This is a genomic window from Streptomyces sp. ATLC9 (assembly GCF_057196705.1).
Window position 1 is genome coordinate 1 of sequence record NZ_JBXUOY010000108.1, and the last position, 15,533, is coordinate 15,533.

Annotated in this window: 15 protein-coding genes; 9 read left to right on the forward strand and 6 right to left on the reverse strand. The window is 75.1% G+C overall.

Features of this window, described 5'->3' with window-relative positions; genetic code table 11:
• The first annotated feature begins 216 nt into the window (after positions 1 to 216).
• The 3 genes from AC2CJA_RS13600 to AC2CJA_RS13610 all read left to right on the forward strand — a co-directional run bounded on the left by AC2CJA_RS13600 (position 217) and on the right by AC2CJA_RS13610 (position 3,955).
• Positions 217 to 513, forward strand: a complete 297-nt coding sequence (locus AC2CJA_RS13600; protein ID WP_484602957.1) for a hypothetical protein — start codon at positions 217 to 219, stop codon at positions 511 to 513.
• A 146-nt stretch (positions 514 to 659) separates the two neighbouring features.
• Positions 660 to 1,481, forward strand: coding sequence for an SAM-dependent methyltransferase (locus AC2CJA_RS13605; protein ID WP_484602958.1), 822 nt, complete (start codon positions 660 to 662; stop codon positions 1,479 to 1,481).
• 251 nt (positions 1,482 to 1,732) lie between these two features.
• A complete protein-coding gene (locus AC2CJA_RS13610) occupies positions 1,733 to 3,955 on the forward strand; it encodes a catalase (RefSeq protein WP_484602959.1) in 2,223 nt (740 codons plus the stop codon).
• A 150-nt stretch (positions 3,956 to 4,105) separates the two neighbouring features.
• Here the strand turns inward: AC2CJA_RS13610 and AC2CJA_RS13615 are convergent, their stop codons facing one another.
• On the reverse strand, positions 4,106 to 4,702 hold the full coding sequence (locus tag AC2CJA_RS13615; RefSeq protein WP_484602960.1) for a helix-turn-helix domain-containing protein: 597 nt from the start codon (positions 4,700 to 4,702) through the stop codon (positions 4,106 to 4,108).
• An 82-nt stretch (positions 4,703 to 4,784) separates the two neighbouring features.
• Between AC2CJA_RS13615 and AC2CJA_RS13620 the strand changes: the two genes are divergently transcribed.
• Positions 4,785 to 5,804 (forward strand): NAD(P)/FAD-dependent oxidoreductase, encoded by a 1,020-nt coding sequence (locus AC2CJA_RS13620; protein WP_484602961.1) that lies wholly within the window; start codon positions 4,785 to 4,787, stop codon positions 5,802 to 5,804.
• Entirely contained in the window at positions 5,801 to 6,472 is a 672-nt protein-coding gene (locus AC2CJA_RS13625; RefSeq protein ID WP_484602962.1) for an SAM-dependent methyltransferase, read from the forward strand. Before AC2CJA_RS13620 ends, AC2CJA_RS13625 begins: the two co-directional genes overlap by 4 nt.
• A gap of 52 nt (positions 6,473 to 6,524) precedes the next feature.
• Here AC2CJA_RS13625 and AC2CJA_RS13630 read toward each other — a convergent pair whose 3' ends face one another.
• Complete coding sequence (locus tag AC2CJA_RS13630) at positions 6,525 to 6,953, reverse strand: OsmC family protein (RefSeq protein WP_484602963.1); 429 nt, start codon at positions 6,951 to 6,953, stop codon at positions 6,525 to 6,527.
• A gap of 281 nt (positions 6,954 to 7,234) precedes the next feature.
• On the opposite strand from AC2CJA_RS13630, the gene AC2CJA_RS13635 reads away from it, so the two are divergent.
• Positions 7,235 to 7,843: an adenosylcobinamide amidohydrolase gene (locus AC2CJA_RS13635; protein WP_484602971.1), complete on the forward strand. Its 609-nt coding sequence runs from the start codon at positions 7,235 to 7,237 to the stop codon at positions 7,841 to 7,843.
• A 30-nt stretch (positions 7,844 to 7,873) separates the two neighbouring features.
• Here AC2CJA_RS13635 and AC2CJA_RS13640 read toward each other — a convergent pair whose 3' ends face one another.
• From AC2CJA_RS13640 to AC2CJA_RS13655, 4 genes are all read right to left on the reverse strand, one after another.
• Entirely contained in the window at positions 7,874 to 8,290 is a 417-nt protein-coding gene (locus AC2CJA_RS13640) for a hypothetical protein (RefSeq protein WP_484602964.1), read from the reverse strand.
• A gap of 128 nt (positions 8,291 to 8,418) precedes the next feature.
• The gene (locus tag AC2CJA_RS13645; RefSeq protein ID WP_484602965.1) at positions 8,419 to 9,171 is read right to left on the reverse strand and encodes a class I SAM-dependent methyltransferase; all 753 of its coding nucleotides are present in this window, start codon (positions 9,169 to 9,171) and stop codon (positions 8,419 to 8,421) included.
• Between the two features lie 108 nt (positions 9,172 to 9,279).
• A complete protein-coding gene (locus AC2CJA_RS13650; RefSeq protein WP_484602966.1) occupies positions 9,280 to 10,290 on the reverse strand; it encodes a zinc-dependent alcohol dehydrogenase in 1,011 nt (336 codons plus the stop codon).
• A 192-nt stretch (positions 10,291 to 10,482) separates the two neighbouring features.
• Positions 10,483 to 11,424 (reverse strand): MerR family transcriptional regulator, encoded by a 942-nt coding sequence (locus AC2CJA_RS13655; RefSeq protein WP_484602967.1) that lies wholly within the window; start codon positions 11,422 to 11,424, stop codon positions 10,483 to 10,485.
• A 313-nt stretch (positions 11,425 to 11,737) separates the two neighbouring features.
• Between AC2CJA_RS13655 and AC2CJA_RS13660 the strand changes: the two genes are divergently transcribed.
• From AC2CJA_RS13660 to AC2CJA_RS13670, 3 genes are all read left to right on the forward strand, one after another.
• Positions 11,738 to 13,057, forward strand: coding sequence for a polyprenyl synthetase family protein (locus AC2CJA_RS13660; protein WP_484602968.1), 1,320 nt, complete (start codon positions 11,738 to 11,740; stop codon positions 13,055 to 13,057).
• A 23-nt stretch (positions 13,058 to 13,080) separates the two neighbouring features.
• Positions 13,081 to 14,634: a phytoene desaturase family protein gene (crtI, locus tag AC2CJA_RS13665; protein ID WP_484602969.1), complete on the forward strand. Its 1,554-nt coding sequence runs from the start codon at positions 13,081 to 13,083 to the stop codon at positions 14,632 to 14,634.
• Positions 14,631 to 15,533, forward strand: a 903-nt coding sequence (locus AC2CJA_RS13670) for a phytoene/squalene synthase family protein (RefSeq protein ID WP_484602970.1), incomplete at its 3' end; no start/stop codon positions are given. The genes crtI and AC2CJA_RS13670, both read left to right, overlap by 4 nt.

Sequence of the window (15,533 nt, forward strand, 5' to 3'; positions counted from 1 at the left end):
GGGCGCCTGCGCGCGCTCGTCGGTCGGGCCCCGCTCGTACGAGTCGGCCCGCGGCTCCCGGCGGCCAACCGCGCGGCGGCGGGTTCCGTACGACACGCCGCGGGTACGCCGGTGCCCCGGCGGCGGCCCGGGCTCCCCGGCGCGATCCCGCCGTGTGCCACCATGGCTCCCACCGAAGTCCCGCCCACGGACGGCACACCGAGGTGACCCGAGCGGATGACGACACCGGACGGCGCACCACGGCGGGCGGTCCTCGGCACCTGGCCCACACCCCTCGAACCCGCGCCGCGCCTGGCCCTCACCCTCGGGTTGGAGGCGGAGGACCTGTGGATCAAGCGGGATGACCTCACCGGCCTCGGCGGCGGCGGCAACAAGGTGCGCAAGCTGGAGTGGCTGTGCGGGGCGGCCACGGCACGGTCCGCCCCGGGCAGCGCACGGTACTGCTGCACTCCGGTGGCCTGCCCGGGTTCTTCGGCCACCCGTCGGCGCCGGCCGCCGCCGAGTCCGGGCTGACGGCCGAGGACTGAGCCGCTTTCCGGCCCTCTCGGGGCGGTACCCCGCCCGGCCTGGCCGAATTCGATCAACACACCTGCTGCCATAGCGGGTTCGAGCGCGTAGTTTGACGGAAGCAATCGCGCAGGACCTCACAGGGGACTCTCATGGCAGATGGAACGACCACGTCCGAGCAGGTGTCGGCCCGGATCGACACCACCGTCCCGCACTCGGCCCGGATGTGGGACTACTGGCTGGGCGGCAAGAACTACTACGAGGTGGACAAGGCCGCAGGCGACCAGGTCCGCAGTATCCACCCCGGCATCCTGGACTACGCCCGGGCGGACCGGGCGTTCCTGGGCCGCGCGGTGACCCACCTGACCGGCGAGGCGGGCGTCCGGCAGTTCCTGGACATCGGCACCGGGCTGCCGACCAGCGAGAACACCCACGAGGTCGCCCAGCGCACCGCGCCCGACGCCCGGATCGTCTACACCGACAACGACCCCATCGTGCTGGCGCACGCAAGGGCCCTGCTGACCTCCACTCCCGAGGGCGTCACCGACTACCTCGACGCCGATCTGCACGACCCCGAGGCCATCCTGCGGGACGCGGCCCGGACTCTGGACTTCACCGAGCCGGTCGCGGTCATGCTGCTGGGCATCGTGATGTTCATCGAGGACACCGACCGGGCCCGTGCGATCGTGAGGCGGCTCATGGACGCGGTCCCCTCCGGCAGCTACCTGGTGCTGTCGCACACCATCACCGCTCCGGGGCTGGACGACGTGGACGCGGCGGTCGAGTACTGGAACAGCGTCGGCACGCCGAAGCTCCACCAGCGCACACCCGAGGAGGTCGCGCGGTTCTTCGACGGGCTGGAGGTGCTGGAGCCGGGTGTGGTGTCGTGCTCGCGCTGGCGGCCGGAGCCCTCTCCCGCGGGTGAGCTCCCCGAAGAGGTGGCCTTCTACTGCGGCGTGGCCCGCAAGCCCTGACGGGCGCCCGGCACTGCCTTCACCGAGCCGTCGTCAGGCACCGCCCGGCGGCGGCTCGGTGAAGACGCCGAGGAGGCGGCGGTGACGGGCGGGCGGCGCCTGCCGGATGCGCAGCCGCGCGCGGGACGGGGCTCGGGAACTTAAGGGCACGGAACGGGCGGGAAGGTGACTTTTCGCTTTTCACGTTTCGATGTCCGGTTCACGGGTGACGAGTGTGCCGTTGCCCGTCTGCCCCACACGGAGGAGCCACCATGGAACAGCAGTACCCCGTTCCCGGCCGCCCCGGTTCCGAGCCGCCCCCGCTCGAGGAGCCGACCGAGCCCCGGGAGCCGCTGCCTCCCAAGCCCGACCAGAGCGGCCCCGCCACCGTCAGCCCCACCGGGCAGCCCACCGGTGCGGACCGGGCGGTGATGGCGCAGGGCGGGGAGTACCTCACCACCGCGCAGGGGCACCGGCTGCCGGACACCGACCATTCCCTGAAAGCGGGCGCCCGCGGGCCGGTGCTGCTGCGGGACCACCACCTGCGGGAGAAGATCACCCACTTCGACCACGAGCGCATCCCCGAACGCGTGGTGCACGCGCGAGGCGCCGCCGCCCACGGCGTGTTCCGGGGGTACGGCACGGCGGCGAGCGTGACCATGGCCGCCTTCCTGGGCAAGGACGTCGAGACCCCGGTCTTCGTCCGCTTCTCCACTGTGCTCGGCTCCCGGGGGTCCGCGGACACCGTCCGGGACACCCGGGGGTTCGCCGTGAAGTTCTACACCGGCGAGGGCGTCTTCGACCTGGTGGGCAACAACATCCCGGTCTTCTTCATCCAGGACGCCATCAAGTTCCCCGACGTCATCCACGCGGGCAAGCCGCACCCGGACCGGGAGATCCCGCAGGCACAGAGCGCGCACGACACGTTCTGGGACTTCGTCTCCCTGCACACCGAGGCCACCCACCACACGCTGTGGAACATGTCCGACCGGGGCATCCCCCGCTCCTACCGGATGATGGAGGGCTTCGGCATCCACACCTTCCGGCTGGTGAACGCCGACGGCGGGACGACGCTGGCGAAGTTCCACTGGAAGCCGAAGCTCGGCGTGCACTCCCAGGTGTGGGAGGAGGCCCAGATCACGAGCGGCGCCGACCCCGACTTCCACCGGCGCGACCTCGCCGACGCGATCGAGGCGGGCGCCCACCCGCAGTGGGAGCTGGGCATCCAGACGTTCCCCGACACGCCCGAGCAGACCTTCGAGGGCATCGACCTGCTGGACCCGACCAAGATCGTCCCCGAGGAGCTGGCCCCGGTGCAGCCGATCGGGCTGCTGACGCTCGACCGCAACCCCAGCAACTTCTTCGCCGAGACCGAGCAGGTCGCCTTCCACCCCGGCCATCTGGTGCCGGGCATCGACGTCACCGACGACCCGCTGCTGGCCGGGCGGCTGTTCTCCTACATCGACACCCAGATCACCCGGCTGGGCGGCCCCAACTTCGCCCAGCTGCCGATCAACCGCCCGCACGCGCCGGTCAACGACATGCTGCGGGACGGCATGCACCAGACCGCCGTGCACCGGGGCACGGCCCCCTACCGGCCCAACTCCCTGGACGGGGGCTGCCCGTTCACCGCCGGAGCCGACGCGGGCGGTTATGTCGAGGTGCCCGTGGAGGTGCCGGCCGGCCGGAAGGTGCGGGAGGCCCCGGCCTCCTACGCCGACCACTTCAGCCAGCCGCGGCAGTTCTGGCTCAGCCTGTCGCCGGTCGAGCAGGAGCACGTGATCTCCGCCTACACCTTCGAGCTGAGCCGGTGCTACGAGAACGCGATCAAGGAACGGGTGCTGCGCACGCTCGCCAACATCGACCCCCGGCTGTGCCGGGAGGTCGCCCAGGGGCTCGGGCTGCCGGTCCCCAAGCCGTCGGAGCCCCTGGCCGACGTGGCGCCCAGCCCGGCGCTCTCCCAGGTGGGGCGCGAATGGCCCGTCGCCGGGCGGATCGTGGGGATCGTCACCGACGGAGGCGATCTGGAATCCGTGCGCGCGGTCCGGCAGGCGGTGTTCGACCAGGGCATGGTGCCGCTGGTGGTGGCGCCCACCGGTGGCGTGCTGGGCGCGGACACCGGTGACCCCGTCACCGTCCAGCGCACCTTCGCGGCCGCCCGTTCCATCGAGTTCGACACCCTCCTCCTGGCCGGCGCGCCCGCTCCGGCCGCCGACGCACACGGGGCCCGGGACGCCAAGGCCGGCAGCGGCGACCGGAGCGGGGACGCCGGCTCGGCGGTCGACCCCCGGGTGGTACTGCTGGTCGGCGAGGCGTACCGGCACTCCAAGGCCCTCGGCGGCTGGGCGGGCGCCGAGCGGGTCTGGGAGGCGGCGGGCATCGCCTCCGACGCACCCGGTGTGGTCGGCGGAGACGATGGCCGGGACGTCCTGCCCGCGGTCGTCCGGCTGCTGACCCGCCACCGGGTCTGGGAGCGCTTCCCCGCGGCCCTCTGACGTTCCCTCATTCCCGTGTGAGGGCCCGGCCCTCTGACGTTCCCTCACACGCACCGGGGTCCGGCTCCCCTCCGGCGGGGCCGGTCGCGCCGCCGCGGGCGGTCGCGGGCGGCCACCGTGCGGCGCCGGCCACGGGACCGGCCCGCGCCACTACCCCGTGCCCTTCGAGGGCCGGGCGCGTACGTGCATCCGCTCGCCCTGCGGCCCGAAGATGCTGATGAACTCGACCGGCCGCTCCCCCGCGTTCGCCAGGCCGTGGGGGGTGCGGGTGTCGAACTCGGCGGCCTCTCCCGCCCCCAGGACGAGGTCGTGCCCGCCCAGAGCCAGCCACAGCCGTCCGGACAGGACGTAGAGCCACTCGTAGCCCTCGTGTGTCTGCTGCTCGGGCCGCCCGCCCCTGCCGTATCCGGCGGGCATGATCTGCTTGTAGGCGTGCAGGCCGCCCAGGCTGCGGGTCAGCGGCACGAAGGTCTGCCCGTACCGGTTGAAGGGGCGGGCGTGAACGCGGGGGTCACCGGTGGCGGGCGCGCCGACGAGTTCGTCCAGGGGGACGCTGTAGGCCCTGGCCAGAGGGAGCAGCAACTCCAGGGTCGGTCTGCGCCGCCCCGACTCCAGTCGCGAGAGGGTGCTGAGCGATATCCCGGTCGTCTCGCTCATCCGGGAGAGCGTGGCGCCGCGCGCCTGGCGCAGGGCCCGCAGCCGGGGGCCCACACCGGTGAGGACGTTCTCGAAGTCGTCGTCGGTCATCCGTCCATTTGCCGATCCGGCAAAGACGTTTGTCAAGCGGACGGGTGTGGGCGGAGTCTTGCCGCATGACGGAGGGAGCGACATGAACGGACATGGCGGGCGATTCACGGACCCATTCGCCCAGGGAGCCGAGCGGCTCTACGACGTGGTGGTCGTCGGGGGCGGCGCCGCCGGGCTGAGCGGGGCGCTGACCCTGGCCCGGGCACGCCGCTCGGTCCTGGTGGTCGACTCCGGGCGGCCGCGCAACGCCCCGGCCGCCGGTGTCCACGGCTATCTGGGGCTCGACGGCACGCCGCCCCTGGAGCTGACGGCAGCCGGGCGCGCCGAGGTGCTCCGGCACGGGGGCGAGATCACCCAGGGCACCGTCACGGCCGCCGAGCGGCTGACCGCCGGGGGCTTTCGCCTGTTCCTGGACGACGGCACCGCCGTGACGGCGGGCCGGCTGCTGGTGGCCACGGGCCTGGCCGACGAACTGCCGGAGGTGCCGGGGCTGGCGCGGTTGTGGGGGCGCGACGTCCTGCACTGCCCGTACTGCCACGGCTGGGAGGTGCGCGACCGGGCGATCGGCGTGCTGTCCACCGGACCGGCAGCCGTCCGGCAGGCGCTGCTGTGGCGGCAGTGGAGCGCGGATGTGACCCTGTTCCGGCACACCGGGCCCGAGCCCGGCGACCGGGAGTACGAGCGGCTCGCCGCCCGCGGCGTCGCCGTCGTCGACGGCGAGGTGACCGGCCTGGAGGTGAGCGGCGGCCGTCTCGCCGGGGTACGTCTGGCGGGCGGGCGGACCGTGCCGTGCCGTGCGCTGGTGGTCGCCCCCCGGTTCGCCGCCCGCGCGGACTTCCTGGCGGGTCTGGGGCTGGAGACGGCCGAGCAGGTGAAGGGCGGCCACGTCCTCGGCGAGCACATCCCCGCCGACGCCACCGGTGCCACCGCCGTGCCCGGGGTGTGGGTGGCCGGAAACGCCTCGGACCTGACGGAGAAGGTCGTCGGCGCCGCCGCCGCGGGCGTGAACGCGGCCGCGGCGATCAACGCCGATCTGGTCGAGGAGGAGACCGACCGGGCCGTCGCGGCCCGCGACGGTCTCGGAAGGAGGGCAGTGCGATGAGCGGTCACGCGACGAACGGCGACGGTACGGACGGCGCCTCGGCCGGGGAGTTCTGGGACGGGCTCTACGGTGCGGACGAGCGGATCTGGAGCGGTGAGCCCAACGCCGCCCTCGTCCGTGAGACGGCGGATCTGGTCCCGGGCAGCGCCCTGGACCTGGGCTGCGGCGAGGGGGGCGACGCGATCTGGCTCGCCCGGCGGGGCTGGCGCGTCACCGCGGTCGACGTCTCGCGGATCGCCCTGGACCGCGGAGCCGGGCAGGCTCGGCGGGCGGGCGTCGCCGACCGGATCGACTGGTTTCGGCACGATCTGGCCGAGTCCTTCCCCGAGGGCTCCTTCGACCTGGTCTCCGCCCACTTCCTGCACGCTCCCTCCTCCGTCGAGTTGCCCAGGCGGCGGATCCTGCGCGACGCCGCGGCGGCCGTGTCCCCCGGCGGCGTCCTGCTGGTCGTCGGGCACGCCGGCCCTCCCCCGTGGGCGGCCGGCCACGGCCACGACGACCATCCGCCCCTGCCCACGTCGGCCGAGGTCCTCGCCTCGCTCGGTCTCCCGGAGGAGGAGTGGGAGCCCCTGGTGAGCGGGGAGCGGCGGCGCGAGGCGACCGGGCCCGACGGACAGCGGGCCGTCCTGGAGGACGCCGTGCTCAAACTGCGGCGGCTGACCGGCTGAAACCTCCGGCCCGGCCCGCCGGTGCGCGGTGCCGCGCCCCGGTTCCGGCGCGTCAGACGAGCCGGGCCTCCAGGGTGATGTTCTTGACGCCGGCCAGGGCCTGACTGACCGGGCAGTTGGCCTTGGCCTCCTCGGCGGCCGCCTGGAAGTCCTCCTCGGACAGCCCGGGGACGGTGGCGCGGACGGTCAGCTTGATGGCGGTGATGCCCTCGCCCGGCTGGAAGGTGACGTCGGCCCGGGTGTCGAGCTTCTCCACCGTGTGGCCCTTGCGCGCCAGGCCGCCCGAGAAGGCCATCGAGTAGCAGGAGGAGTGGGCCGCCGCGATCAGCTCCTCAGGGCTGGTCTTGCCACCGGGCTCCTCGGCGCGGGCGGGCCAGCTCACCTCGTAGGTGCCGATCCCGGAGGACTCGAGGGCGACGTTGCCCTTGCCCTCGAGGAGAGTGCCTTCCCAGTGGGTCCTGGCAGTACGGGTGGTTGCCATGGCTGTCGCTCCTGATGGGTTGTGAGTGACAAGAAGGATCTGCGGTGATCAGTTTATGCGGCGGGCCCGCTCAGGTCCGGCGGACCGGTCCGGAACCGGCGCGTGCCGTACCGGGGCGGCTCCAGCCTCCCTTCCCGTCCGGCGCGGCGGCACACCTCCTCCTGCCCGCGCTCCCGCCCGCGGGCCCCGCGCTAGGGTGCGGCGTGCTCCTGCGATCCCACCACGACTCCCTGGCCGACGTCCGCGTCCTGCACTGCCGGGAGCAGGGCGGCTCCTGGCCGATGCCGTTCTGGAGGCCAGAATCCGAGCGGCGGATGATCAGCAGCGCACTGCTGGGCGGCGGGCTCGGCGAGCGCGGCTGGGTCCTCAACGCCCAGGTCCCCCCGGGCTACGCGCGCCTGGACGCCGAGCGGCACCTGGCCGAACCGGCCGGGCGGGCGGGCGCGGAGGGCCCCGGTGTGGGCCTGATGACCGCCGCCCGGGTGCTGGACCACTGCCTCGCGGTGGACGGGGGAGCCGAGGCCCTGGTCACGGCCGGGATCGGCGTACACGGCTGGGCCGCCGCGCCGGGCGCGGGCCGTGACGGACCGCCCGCCGGGACCGTCAACATCCTGGTCTCGGTGCCGGCCGCCCTGTCGGACGCCGCCCTGGTCAACGCCGTGGCCACGGCAACCGAGGCCAAGGTCCAGGCGCTGCTGGACGCCGGTGTGGACGCCTCGGGCACACCGACCGACGCGGTGTGCGTCGCCGCCGCGCCGCCGCCGCCGGGCCGTCCGACCGCAGTCGAGCCCTTCGCCGGCCCCCGCTCCCCCTGGGGCGCCCACCTGGCCCGCGCGGTGCACCGGGCGACCTATCTGGCCTGCACCCGTCCGGCGGCGGCCGACGGCTGACGGCCCGCCCGGCTCACAGGTCCTCCCGGCTCACAGGTCCGCGCAGATCCCGCGCGCCCGCTCCAGGTCCTTCTTCGCCCGTGCGTCGAACCCGAAGGTCGAGAGAACCCGGTGGTGCGACTTCCTGAGCGACTCCGCGAGCGGCTCGTACCGCTCGTCGCCCGCGGCCGCCGAGGCGGAGAGGGCCTGCGCCGCTCCCCAGCGGTTGAGCGCCACCTCGCCGGCCGGCCCCTCCTCCGCGTACCGCGACTCGTCGAAACGCTCCAGGACATCGCACGCCGCCCGCGCGTCGGCCGCCGGGCCGCCTTCGCCACCGCTGCCGCCGGTGAGGGCCCAGGCGGCCCCGAGGCCCACCCCGCCCATCACCAGTCCGGCCGCCAGCGCGGCGAGAAGCGGGCCCGTGCGGCGTCGGGCAGGGATCACCGGAGTTTCGAACGGTCGCTGCATGGTGCCGAAGCGTAGCGGCAGGCCGTCGTACCGCGAGAGGCCCCTCCTTCCGCGAACCGCCCTGTCCGGCGGGCGGATCGTCACCCGCCCTGACAGCCTTCCCGGTGTGTGGTCCTGCGGCTCGGACGCTACCGCGCCTTCCCGGCCGTCTCCCGCGCGCGCCGCGCCACGACCAGCCGGCAGCGCGGGCTGCCGTCCGCCCGCCGGCCGAGCTCCTCCAGGGGCAGCGTGCCCACCTCGAACCCCGCGGCGGCCAGTTCGCGGCGCACCCGGGGGAGGGGGAAGGTGCGGTAGTACATGACGAACGGAGGGCGCCACAGCGCGTTGCGCACCCGCATCGCCGCGTCGAAGCCCCACAGCGTCCAGTAGGCACGCGACCCGATACGGGGCGGCGCGCCGACAGGGAAGGCGAACAGCCCCCCGGACCGGAGTGCCGCGTACACCCCCGCGAACAGTCCGGGCCGTTCCCGGGGCAGGAAGTGCCCGAACGCCCCGAAGCTGACGGCCAGGTCGAAGGCTCCCTCGAAGGGCAGCCTCCGTACGTCGGCGCGCACCCAGTCAATCGCCGGTCCGCCGGGGGCCCGGGGGTGGGCGGAGCGGGCCCGGCCGAGCATGCCGGCGCTGAAGTCGACGCCGACGGCCCGCCGTTCGCACAGCCGCAGCAGGACACCCGTCCCCGCGCCGGTCCCGCAGCACACGTCCAGGCCCGTCCCGAACGGCCCCAGCGGTTCGAGCGCACGTGCGGTGGCTCCCAGCAGGCGGTCCGGGGTTCTGAACGGCGTGCGGTCGAACTTCGGTGCGAGCAGGTCGTAGCCGCGCTCGACGGACGACAGCGCCTGCACGGCGAGTTCGGGGAGGGTGGGGCCCTGGTCGGTGAACACGGCGCCCACCGTAGCGAGCGGACGGACCGGCTGCCGCCGGAACAGCCCTCCGCCCCTGTCGGCGGAGGCTACGGCAGGGGCGGCGGGCCAGCCGGAGCCGGCGGCGTCTCACATCTCGAAGACGACGCGGGCCCTGACGTGGCCTCCGAGGATCTCCTCGACGCAGTCGTTGACGGCCTCCAGCGGACGGGTCTCGTAGATCACCTCCGTGCGTCCGGCCGCGTGGAGGGCGAAGACCTCCGCCAGGTCCTGCCGGGTGCCGACGATCGAGCCGATGACGGAGATGCCGTTCAGCACGGTGTCGAAGACCGGGACGCGCAGGGCGCCGCCCGCCGGGAGCGAGACGAGCACCAGCTTCCCGCCGCGCCGCAGGCCGCGCTGGAGCGCCTGCGTGGCCCGGTCGTCGACGGCGAGCGCGATGGCGGCGTGGGCGCCGCCGTGCTTCCGGAGCACCTCGGCCGGGTCCTCCTTGCGGGCGTCGATCAGGATGTCGGCGCCCAGTTCCCGGGCGAGGGAGAGCTTGTCGTCGGTGACGTCGACGGCCGCCACGGTGGCTCCGGCGATCTTCGCGTACTGGACGGCGAGGTGCCCCAGTCCGCCGATCCCGGAGACGGCCACCAGGTCGGTCGGGCCCACCCCGGCGACCTTGACCGCCTTGTAGGTCGTCACGCCCGCGCAGGTCAGCGGGGCCGCCTCACGCGGGTCGACGCCGTCGGGCACCGGCTGGGCGAAGTCGGCGTGGGCGAGCATCATCTCGGCGTGTCCGCCGTCGACGCCGTAGCCGGTGTTCCTCTGCCGCTCGCACAGCGTCTCCCAGCCGGACAGGCAGTGCTCGCAGCGCCCACAGGCCCAGCCGAGCCAGGGCACCGCCACCCGCTGGCCGACCGACAGATGAGTGACGTCGTCACCGAGCCGCTCGACGATGCCGACGCCCTCATGGCCGGGGACGAAGGGCGGGTCCGGCCTGACCGGCCAGTCGCCGCGGGCGGCGTGGATGTCGGTGTGGCACAGACCCGACGCCTCGACGCGGATGCTGACCTGGGCGGGGCCGGGCCGCGGGTCGGGCCGGTCCTCGATCACCAGGGGTTCTCCGAGGGTTCGGACGACTGCTGCTCTCATGGCCTTGGCTCCTCGTGTCCGGTTCCGGCGTACCGGAGTCCTGTTCTCCGTCTCCACTCTCCCGCCACGCGGGGAGCGGCGACAGGTCCGACCGGAGCAGGCCGCGGGGCCGAACGGCCCTCCCCCCGGTGCCGTACGGACCCGGCCGGAGCGGTGGGCGGTACGGCGGGAGCGGCGGTACGGGAAGCGGGTTCAGGCGGGTCGCCTGCCCTCCGGCGCGCCCAGGAGCGCGGCCAGGGCGCCGGGCAGGTCGTGCAGCGGGGCCGCTGCGCCGGGGATGTACCGGGGCCAGCCCGGCCCGGCGGGATGGACGGGTACGGGCGCGGGGACCGCCTCCAGCGCGGTCCGCAGCCAGGAGAGGTCGGCCGTTCGGTGGGAGCGGGCCCACAGCACCACGGCGCCGGGGCGGATGCGGACGAGGGCGTCGGTCAGGGCGGGGGCGGGCAGGTCCCCGGCCAGGAGGACGGGGCGGCCCTCCTCGGCCAGGGCGGCGGCCAGGGCCGTCAGCGGCAGCGTGTGGTGCTCGGCCGGTGCGGCGGCCAGGAGCACGGGGCCCCGGGCGCCCGAATTCCGGCCGCCGGGGACGGGCGGGAGCGCGGCGGCACGGTCCTGGGCGTGGCGGCGCAGAAAACTCTCGACGATGCCGCTGGTGACATGTTCCACCTCGACACCGCGCCCGGTCTCCTCCCAGTGCTTCCCGATCGCGGCGAGGGCGGGCGCGAGGACGGCCGTCCAGGCTTCGGCGGCTCCGAGCCGGGCCAGCGCGGCCGACACCGCCGTCTGGACGGCGACGGCGTCCAGCGCGTGCATCGCCTCGGTCAGCCGCGCAGCGCCCGTCCGCACGTCCGGTGGTCCCACCGCGCCCACCGCGCGGGCCGCGTCGGCGGCGGGCACGCCCCGGCGGATGAGCGTACGCATGTGCTCCAGCCGCTCCAGGTCACCCGCCGAGTAGCGGCGGTGTCCGCCGGGGGACCGCCCGGAGGGGGCGAGGCCGTAGCGGCGTTCCCAGGCGCGGAGCGCGGCGGTGCTCATCCCCAGACGCCCGGCCACCGCGCCCACCGGCAGCAGGACCTCCTCCGCCTCCTGTCCGGGGACCGGGCGCGCGGCGGCGCGGAAATGGCGGGAGGAGGGCATGGCGTCATCGTCCGCCCGCGGCGGGGCGGGCGCAAGCATCGGATGTACAAGTTCTGCACAACTTCGTTTGACCCGGCCGGACACGGGCACCCGCGAAGCGACCGGGTCGCCCCAAGGGCCTGGCGTGTCCTGGAGGGGGCTGTCGCACGTGCACCGGCACCGCGTCCCCCCTCGCCCATCCGCGCCGCGCGGTGCCTCCGCCTCACCCATCCAGAGCGCCCGAACTGAGAACATCATTCTCAATATCCGGGTGTGAAATCTTCTGTCCGTACGTGCGCCGGGCGTCTCGGCCCCGCGCCGGGAAGGAGCCGCGATGCGGCACCAGGCCACCGACCTGGCCCTCGCCCCTGCCAGCCCCGCACCCGCACGTCCCGAGCAGGCCGCCCCGGAGGGGGAGCGGACCGGCCGGACCGCACCCCGGTCGCCGCACCACCCGGACGAGGCCCGCGTGGAACGCCCCGGGAGCCGCCGTACGGATCGCGCCCCCCTCCCCCGCGGCCCCGACCGCGACATCGCGGCCGCCGTGGACACCGTGCTCACCGAGCATCTGACGCTGCGCCGGGCCGGCGCGCACCGGATCAGCGACCGGTTCACCGCCGACATCGCCGACTGCCTGATCGATCTGGTGCGGCGCGGCGGCAAGCGGCTGCGCCCGGCCTTCCTGTGGTGGGGCTGGCGGGCGGGCGGCGGCACTCCGGAGCACCCCGACGCGGAGGCGGTGCTGCGCGCGGCCGCCGCGCTGGAGCTGATCCAGGCCTGCGCACTGGTGCACGACGACCTGATGGACGACTCGCCGCTGCGGCGCGGCGCGCCCGCCGCCCATGTGGCCCTCGCCCGCCGGCACCGCGCCCGGGGCCTGCGCGGGGACGCGGACGCGTTCGGGTCGTCCGCCGCCCTTCTGACGGGTGATCTGGCCCTGGTCTGGGCCGAGGACCTGTGGGACGCGGCGTCCCCCTGCGAGGAGGCCCGGCGGCGGGCCCGGCCCGTCTGGCGGGCGATGCGCACCGAGATGGTGGCCGGGCAGTACCTGGACCTGTACGGGCAGGCGACCGGAGCGCCCTCCCCCTCCTCCTCCCTGCGTGTCGCCCGCCTCAAGAGCGGGCTGTACACCGTGGAGCGCCCGCTGCACCTGGGGGCGGCACTGGCCGGCGCGGACGCGCACACCACCTCGGCGCTGCGGCGGGCCGGCCGGTGCGCCGGGGTGGCGTTCCAGCTGCGCGACGACCTTCTGGGCGTCTTCGGGGACCCGGCTCGCACAGGGAAACCGGCGGGCGACGACGTGCGGCAGGGCAAGCCCACCCATCTGATGGCCCTGGGCCTGCGCCTGGCCCGCGTCCGCGGCCGGGCCGCGGCCCGGGAGCTGCTGGAGCACGCGCTCGGCAACGCGGCGCTGACCGAGGGGGAACTGGAGCGCGTGCGCGCCGTGCTGACCGAGCTGGGAGCCCGTGAGGCCGTGGAACGGCGCGTCGGCGGCCTGGCCGGCGAGGCGCTGGCCGCGCTGGAGGAGGCATCTCTCGACGGAGTGCCCGCCCGGGAGCTGTCGGCGCTGCTGTACGCCGTCCTGGGCGAACCGGCCGCCGCCCGCCGCTCCCCGGGCGACGCCCCTCGCGACGCCGCCCTCTCCAGCCACTGACCCCACCTGCCGAAGGAATCCGGATGAGAAGACTGCACGGGCCGGGCGACCACGTCGTCATCGTCGGAGCGGGGCTGGCCGGGCTGTCCGCCGCACTGCACCTGCTGGGTGCCGGGCGCTCGGTCACCGTCGTCGAGCGGGAGGACGGTCCGGGTGGCCGGGCCGGCCGCGAGGAATGGGCCGGATACCGCGTCGACACCGGTCCCACCGTGCTGACCATGCCCGACCTGGTCGACGAGGCCATGGCCGCGGTGGGCACCAGGCTCTCCGACCACGTCGAGCTGATCGGACTCCACCCCGCCTACCGCGCCCGTTTCGCCGACGGCGGCTCCCTGGACGTGCACACCGACCCGCACGCCATGGAGGCCGAGATCGCCCGGATGGCCGGGCCCGGGGAGGCCGCCGGGTACCGGCGGCTGCGCGACTGGCTGGAGCGGTTGTACCGGGTGCAGATGCGCTCGTTCATCGACGCCAACTTCGACTCGCCGCTGGGGCTGCTGGGCGCGGACCTGGCCAGGCTGGCCGCGCTGGGCGGGTTCGGCACCTGGCACGGGCGCGTCGCGCGCTTCCTCAAGGACGAGCGGCTGCGCCGCGTGTTCTCCTTCCAGGCGCTGTACGCCGGGGTGCCGCCCACCCGGGCGCTGGCCGCCTACGCCGTCATCGCCTACATGGACACCGTCGCCGGGGTGTGGTTCCCGCGCGGCGGCATGCACGCCGTGCCCCGGGCCATGGCCGACGCCGCGGCCCGTGCCGGGGCCCGCTTCGTCCACGGCGCCGAGGTGACGCAGCTGGAGCGCTCGCCGGGTGGACGCGCCGCGGGGGGGGGCACCGCCGGCGGGGAGCGCATCGCCTGCGACGCGGTGGTGCTCACCTGCGACCTTCCGGTCGCCCACCGCCTGCTGGGCGGCGCGCCGCGCCGCCCGGTGCCGCTGCGGTACGCGCCCTCGGCGGTCGTCCTGCACGCGGGCGGCAACCGCACCTGGCCCGAACTGGCCCATCACACGCTGTCGTTCGGCTCCGCCTGGGAGTCGACGTTCCGGCAGCTCACCCGGTCCGGCGAGCTGATGAGCGATCCTTCGCTGCTGATCACCCGGCCCACCGCCACCGATCCCGCACTGGCCCCCGAGGGCAGGCATCTGCACTACGTGCTGGCTCCCTGCCCCAACCTGGTCACCGGCCCCCGTGACTGGGACCGTGTCGGCCCCCGCTACCGCGACGAACTGGTCGCCGAGCTGGAGCGCCGCGGGCTGGACGGCTTCGGCACGGCGATCGATGCCGAGCATCTGGTCACCCCGGCCGACTGGGCGCGCCGGGGGCACGCGGCGGGCACTCCGTTCTCCGCCGCGCACACCTTCGCCCAGACGGGCCCGTTCCGGCCGCGGAACCTGCCGCGCGGCTGGGAGAACGTGGTCCTGGCCGGCTGCGGCACCACGCCCGGCGTGGGCGTGCCGACGGTGGTGATCTCCGGCAAGCTCGCCGCCGCCCGCATCACCGGCGGCTCCGGCCACCCGCGCCCGTCCGGGCGTGCGGCGCAGGCACCCGCCGGTGCCGGCACGGCCGAGGGGGCGGCCGTATGACCGCGCGCGAGCTGGACGCGGCCGGTGTCCACGACCCGGCGCTGCGCGCGGCCTACACCCGCTGCCGCGAGCTCAACGCCCGCCACGGCAGGACGTACTTCCTGGCCACCCGGCTGCTCACCCCCCGTCAGCGACCGGCCGTCCACGCCCTGTACGGCTTCGCGCGCTGGGCGGACGACATCGTCGACGACCTCGATCCCGCCCTCGCCCCCGAGCAGCGCGCCCGGGCGCTGGCGGAGCTGGACGAGGAGCTGCTGTGGGCCCTGCGCACCGGGCGCGGCGGGCACCCGGTGATCGCGGCACTGGCCGACACCGCCGCGCGCTACGTCATCGACCCGGCGCACTTCACCGACTTCATGCGCTCGATGGGCATGGACCTGCACGTCACCGAGTACCCCACCCTCGACGACCTGCGGGTGTACATGCACGGTTCGGCGGCCGTGATCGGCCTTCAGGTGCTGCCGGTGCTGGACACGGTCGCGCCGCGCGAGGAGGCCGCCCCGCACGCCGCGGCGCTCGGGGTCGCCTTCCAGCTCACCAACTTCCTGCGGGACGTGGGCGAGGACCTGGACCGCGGCCGGATCTACCTGCCCCTGGACCGGCTGGCCGCCCACGGCGTCGACCGCGACCTGCTGCTGTGGTGCCGCCGTGCCGGGCGCACCGACGCCCGGGTGCGGGCCGCGCTGCGGGAGCTGTGCGAGACCACCCGGGGGGTCTACCGGGAGGCGGAGCCGGGCATCGCCATGCTGCATCCCGTCTCGCGGCCCTGTGTACGCACCGCGTTCGTGCTCTACCGCGCCATCCTGGACCGGATCGAGGCGGCCGGGTACGCGGTGCTCCACCGGCGGGCCGTGGTCCCCCGCCGCCGGCGGGCCGCCGTGGCGCTGGGCGGGCTGGCC

Bases quoted from the DNA above. Each gene is read 5' to 3' on its own strand.
- AC2CJA_RS13600 (WP_484602957.1), top strand. From the start codon at position 217: ATGACGACACCGGACGGCGCACCACGGCGGGCGGTCCTCGGCACCTGG.
- AC2CJA_RS13605 (WP_484602958.1), top strand. From the start codon at position 660: ATGGCAGATGGAACGACCACGTCCGAGCAGGTGTCGGCCCGGATCGAC.
- AC2CJA_RS13610 (WP_484602959.1), top strand. From the start codon at position 1,733: ATGGAACAGCAGTACCCCGTTCCCGGCCGCCCCGGTTCCGAGCCGCCC.
- AC2CJA_RS13615 (WP_484602960.1), bottom strand. From the start codon at position 4,702: ATGACCGACGACGACTTCGAGAACGTCCTCACCGGTGTGGGCCCCCGG.
- AC2CJA_RS13620 (WP_484602961.1), top strand. From the start codon at position 4,785: ATGAACGGACATGGCGGGCGATTCACGGACCCATTCGCCCAGGGAGCC.
- AC2CJA_RS13625 (WP_484602962.1), top strand. From the start codon at position 5,801: ATGAGCGGTCACGCGACGAACGGCGACGGTACGGACGGCGCCTCGGCC.
- AC2CJA_RS13630 (WP_484602963.1), bottom strand. From the start codon at position 6,953: ATGGCAACCACCCGTACTGCCAGGACCCACTGGGAAGGCACTCTCCTC.
- AC2CJA_RS13635 (WP_484602971.1), top strand. From the start codon at position 7,235: ATGCCGTTCTGGAGGCCAGAATCCGAGCGGCGGATGATCAGCAGCGCA.
- AC2CJA_RS13640 (WP_484602964.1), bottom strand. From the start codon at position 8,290: ATGCAGCGACCGTTCGAAACTCCGGTGATCCCTGCCCGACGCCGCACG.
- AC2CJA_RS13650 (WP_484602966.1), bottom strand. From the start codon at position 10,290: ATGAGAGCAGCAGTCGTCCGAACCCTCGGAGAACCCCTGGTGATCGAG.
- AC2CJA_RS13655 (WP_484602967.1), bottom strand. From the start codon at position 11,424: ATGCCCTCCTCCCGCCATTTCCGCGCCGCCGCGCGCCCGGTCCCCGGA.
- AC2CJA_RS13660 (WP_484602968.1), top strand. From the start codon at position 11,738: ATGCGGCACCAGGCCACCGACCTGGCCCTCGCCCCTGCCAGCCCCGCA.
- crtI (WP_484602969.1), top strand. From the start codon at position 13,081: ATGAGAAGACTGCACGGGCCGGGCGACCACGTCGTCATCGTCGGAGCG.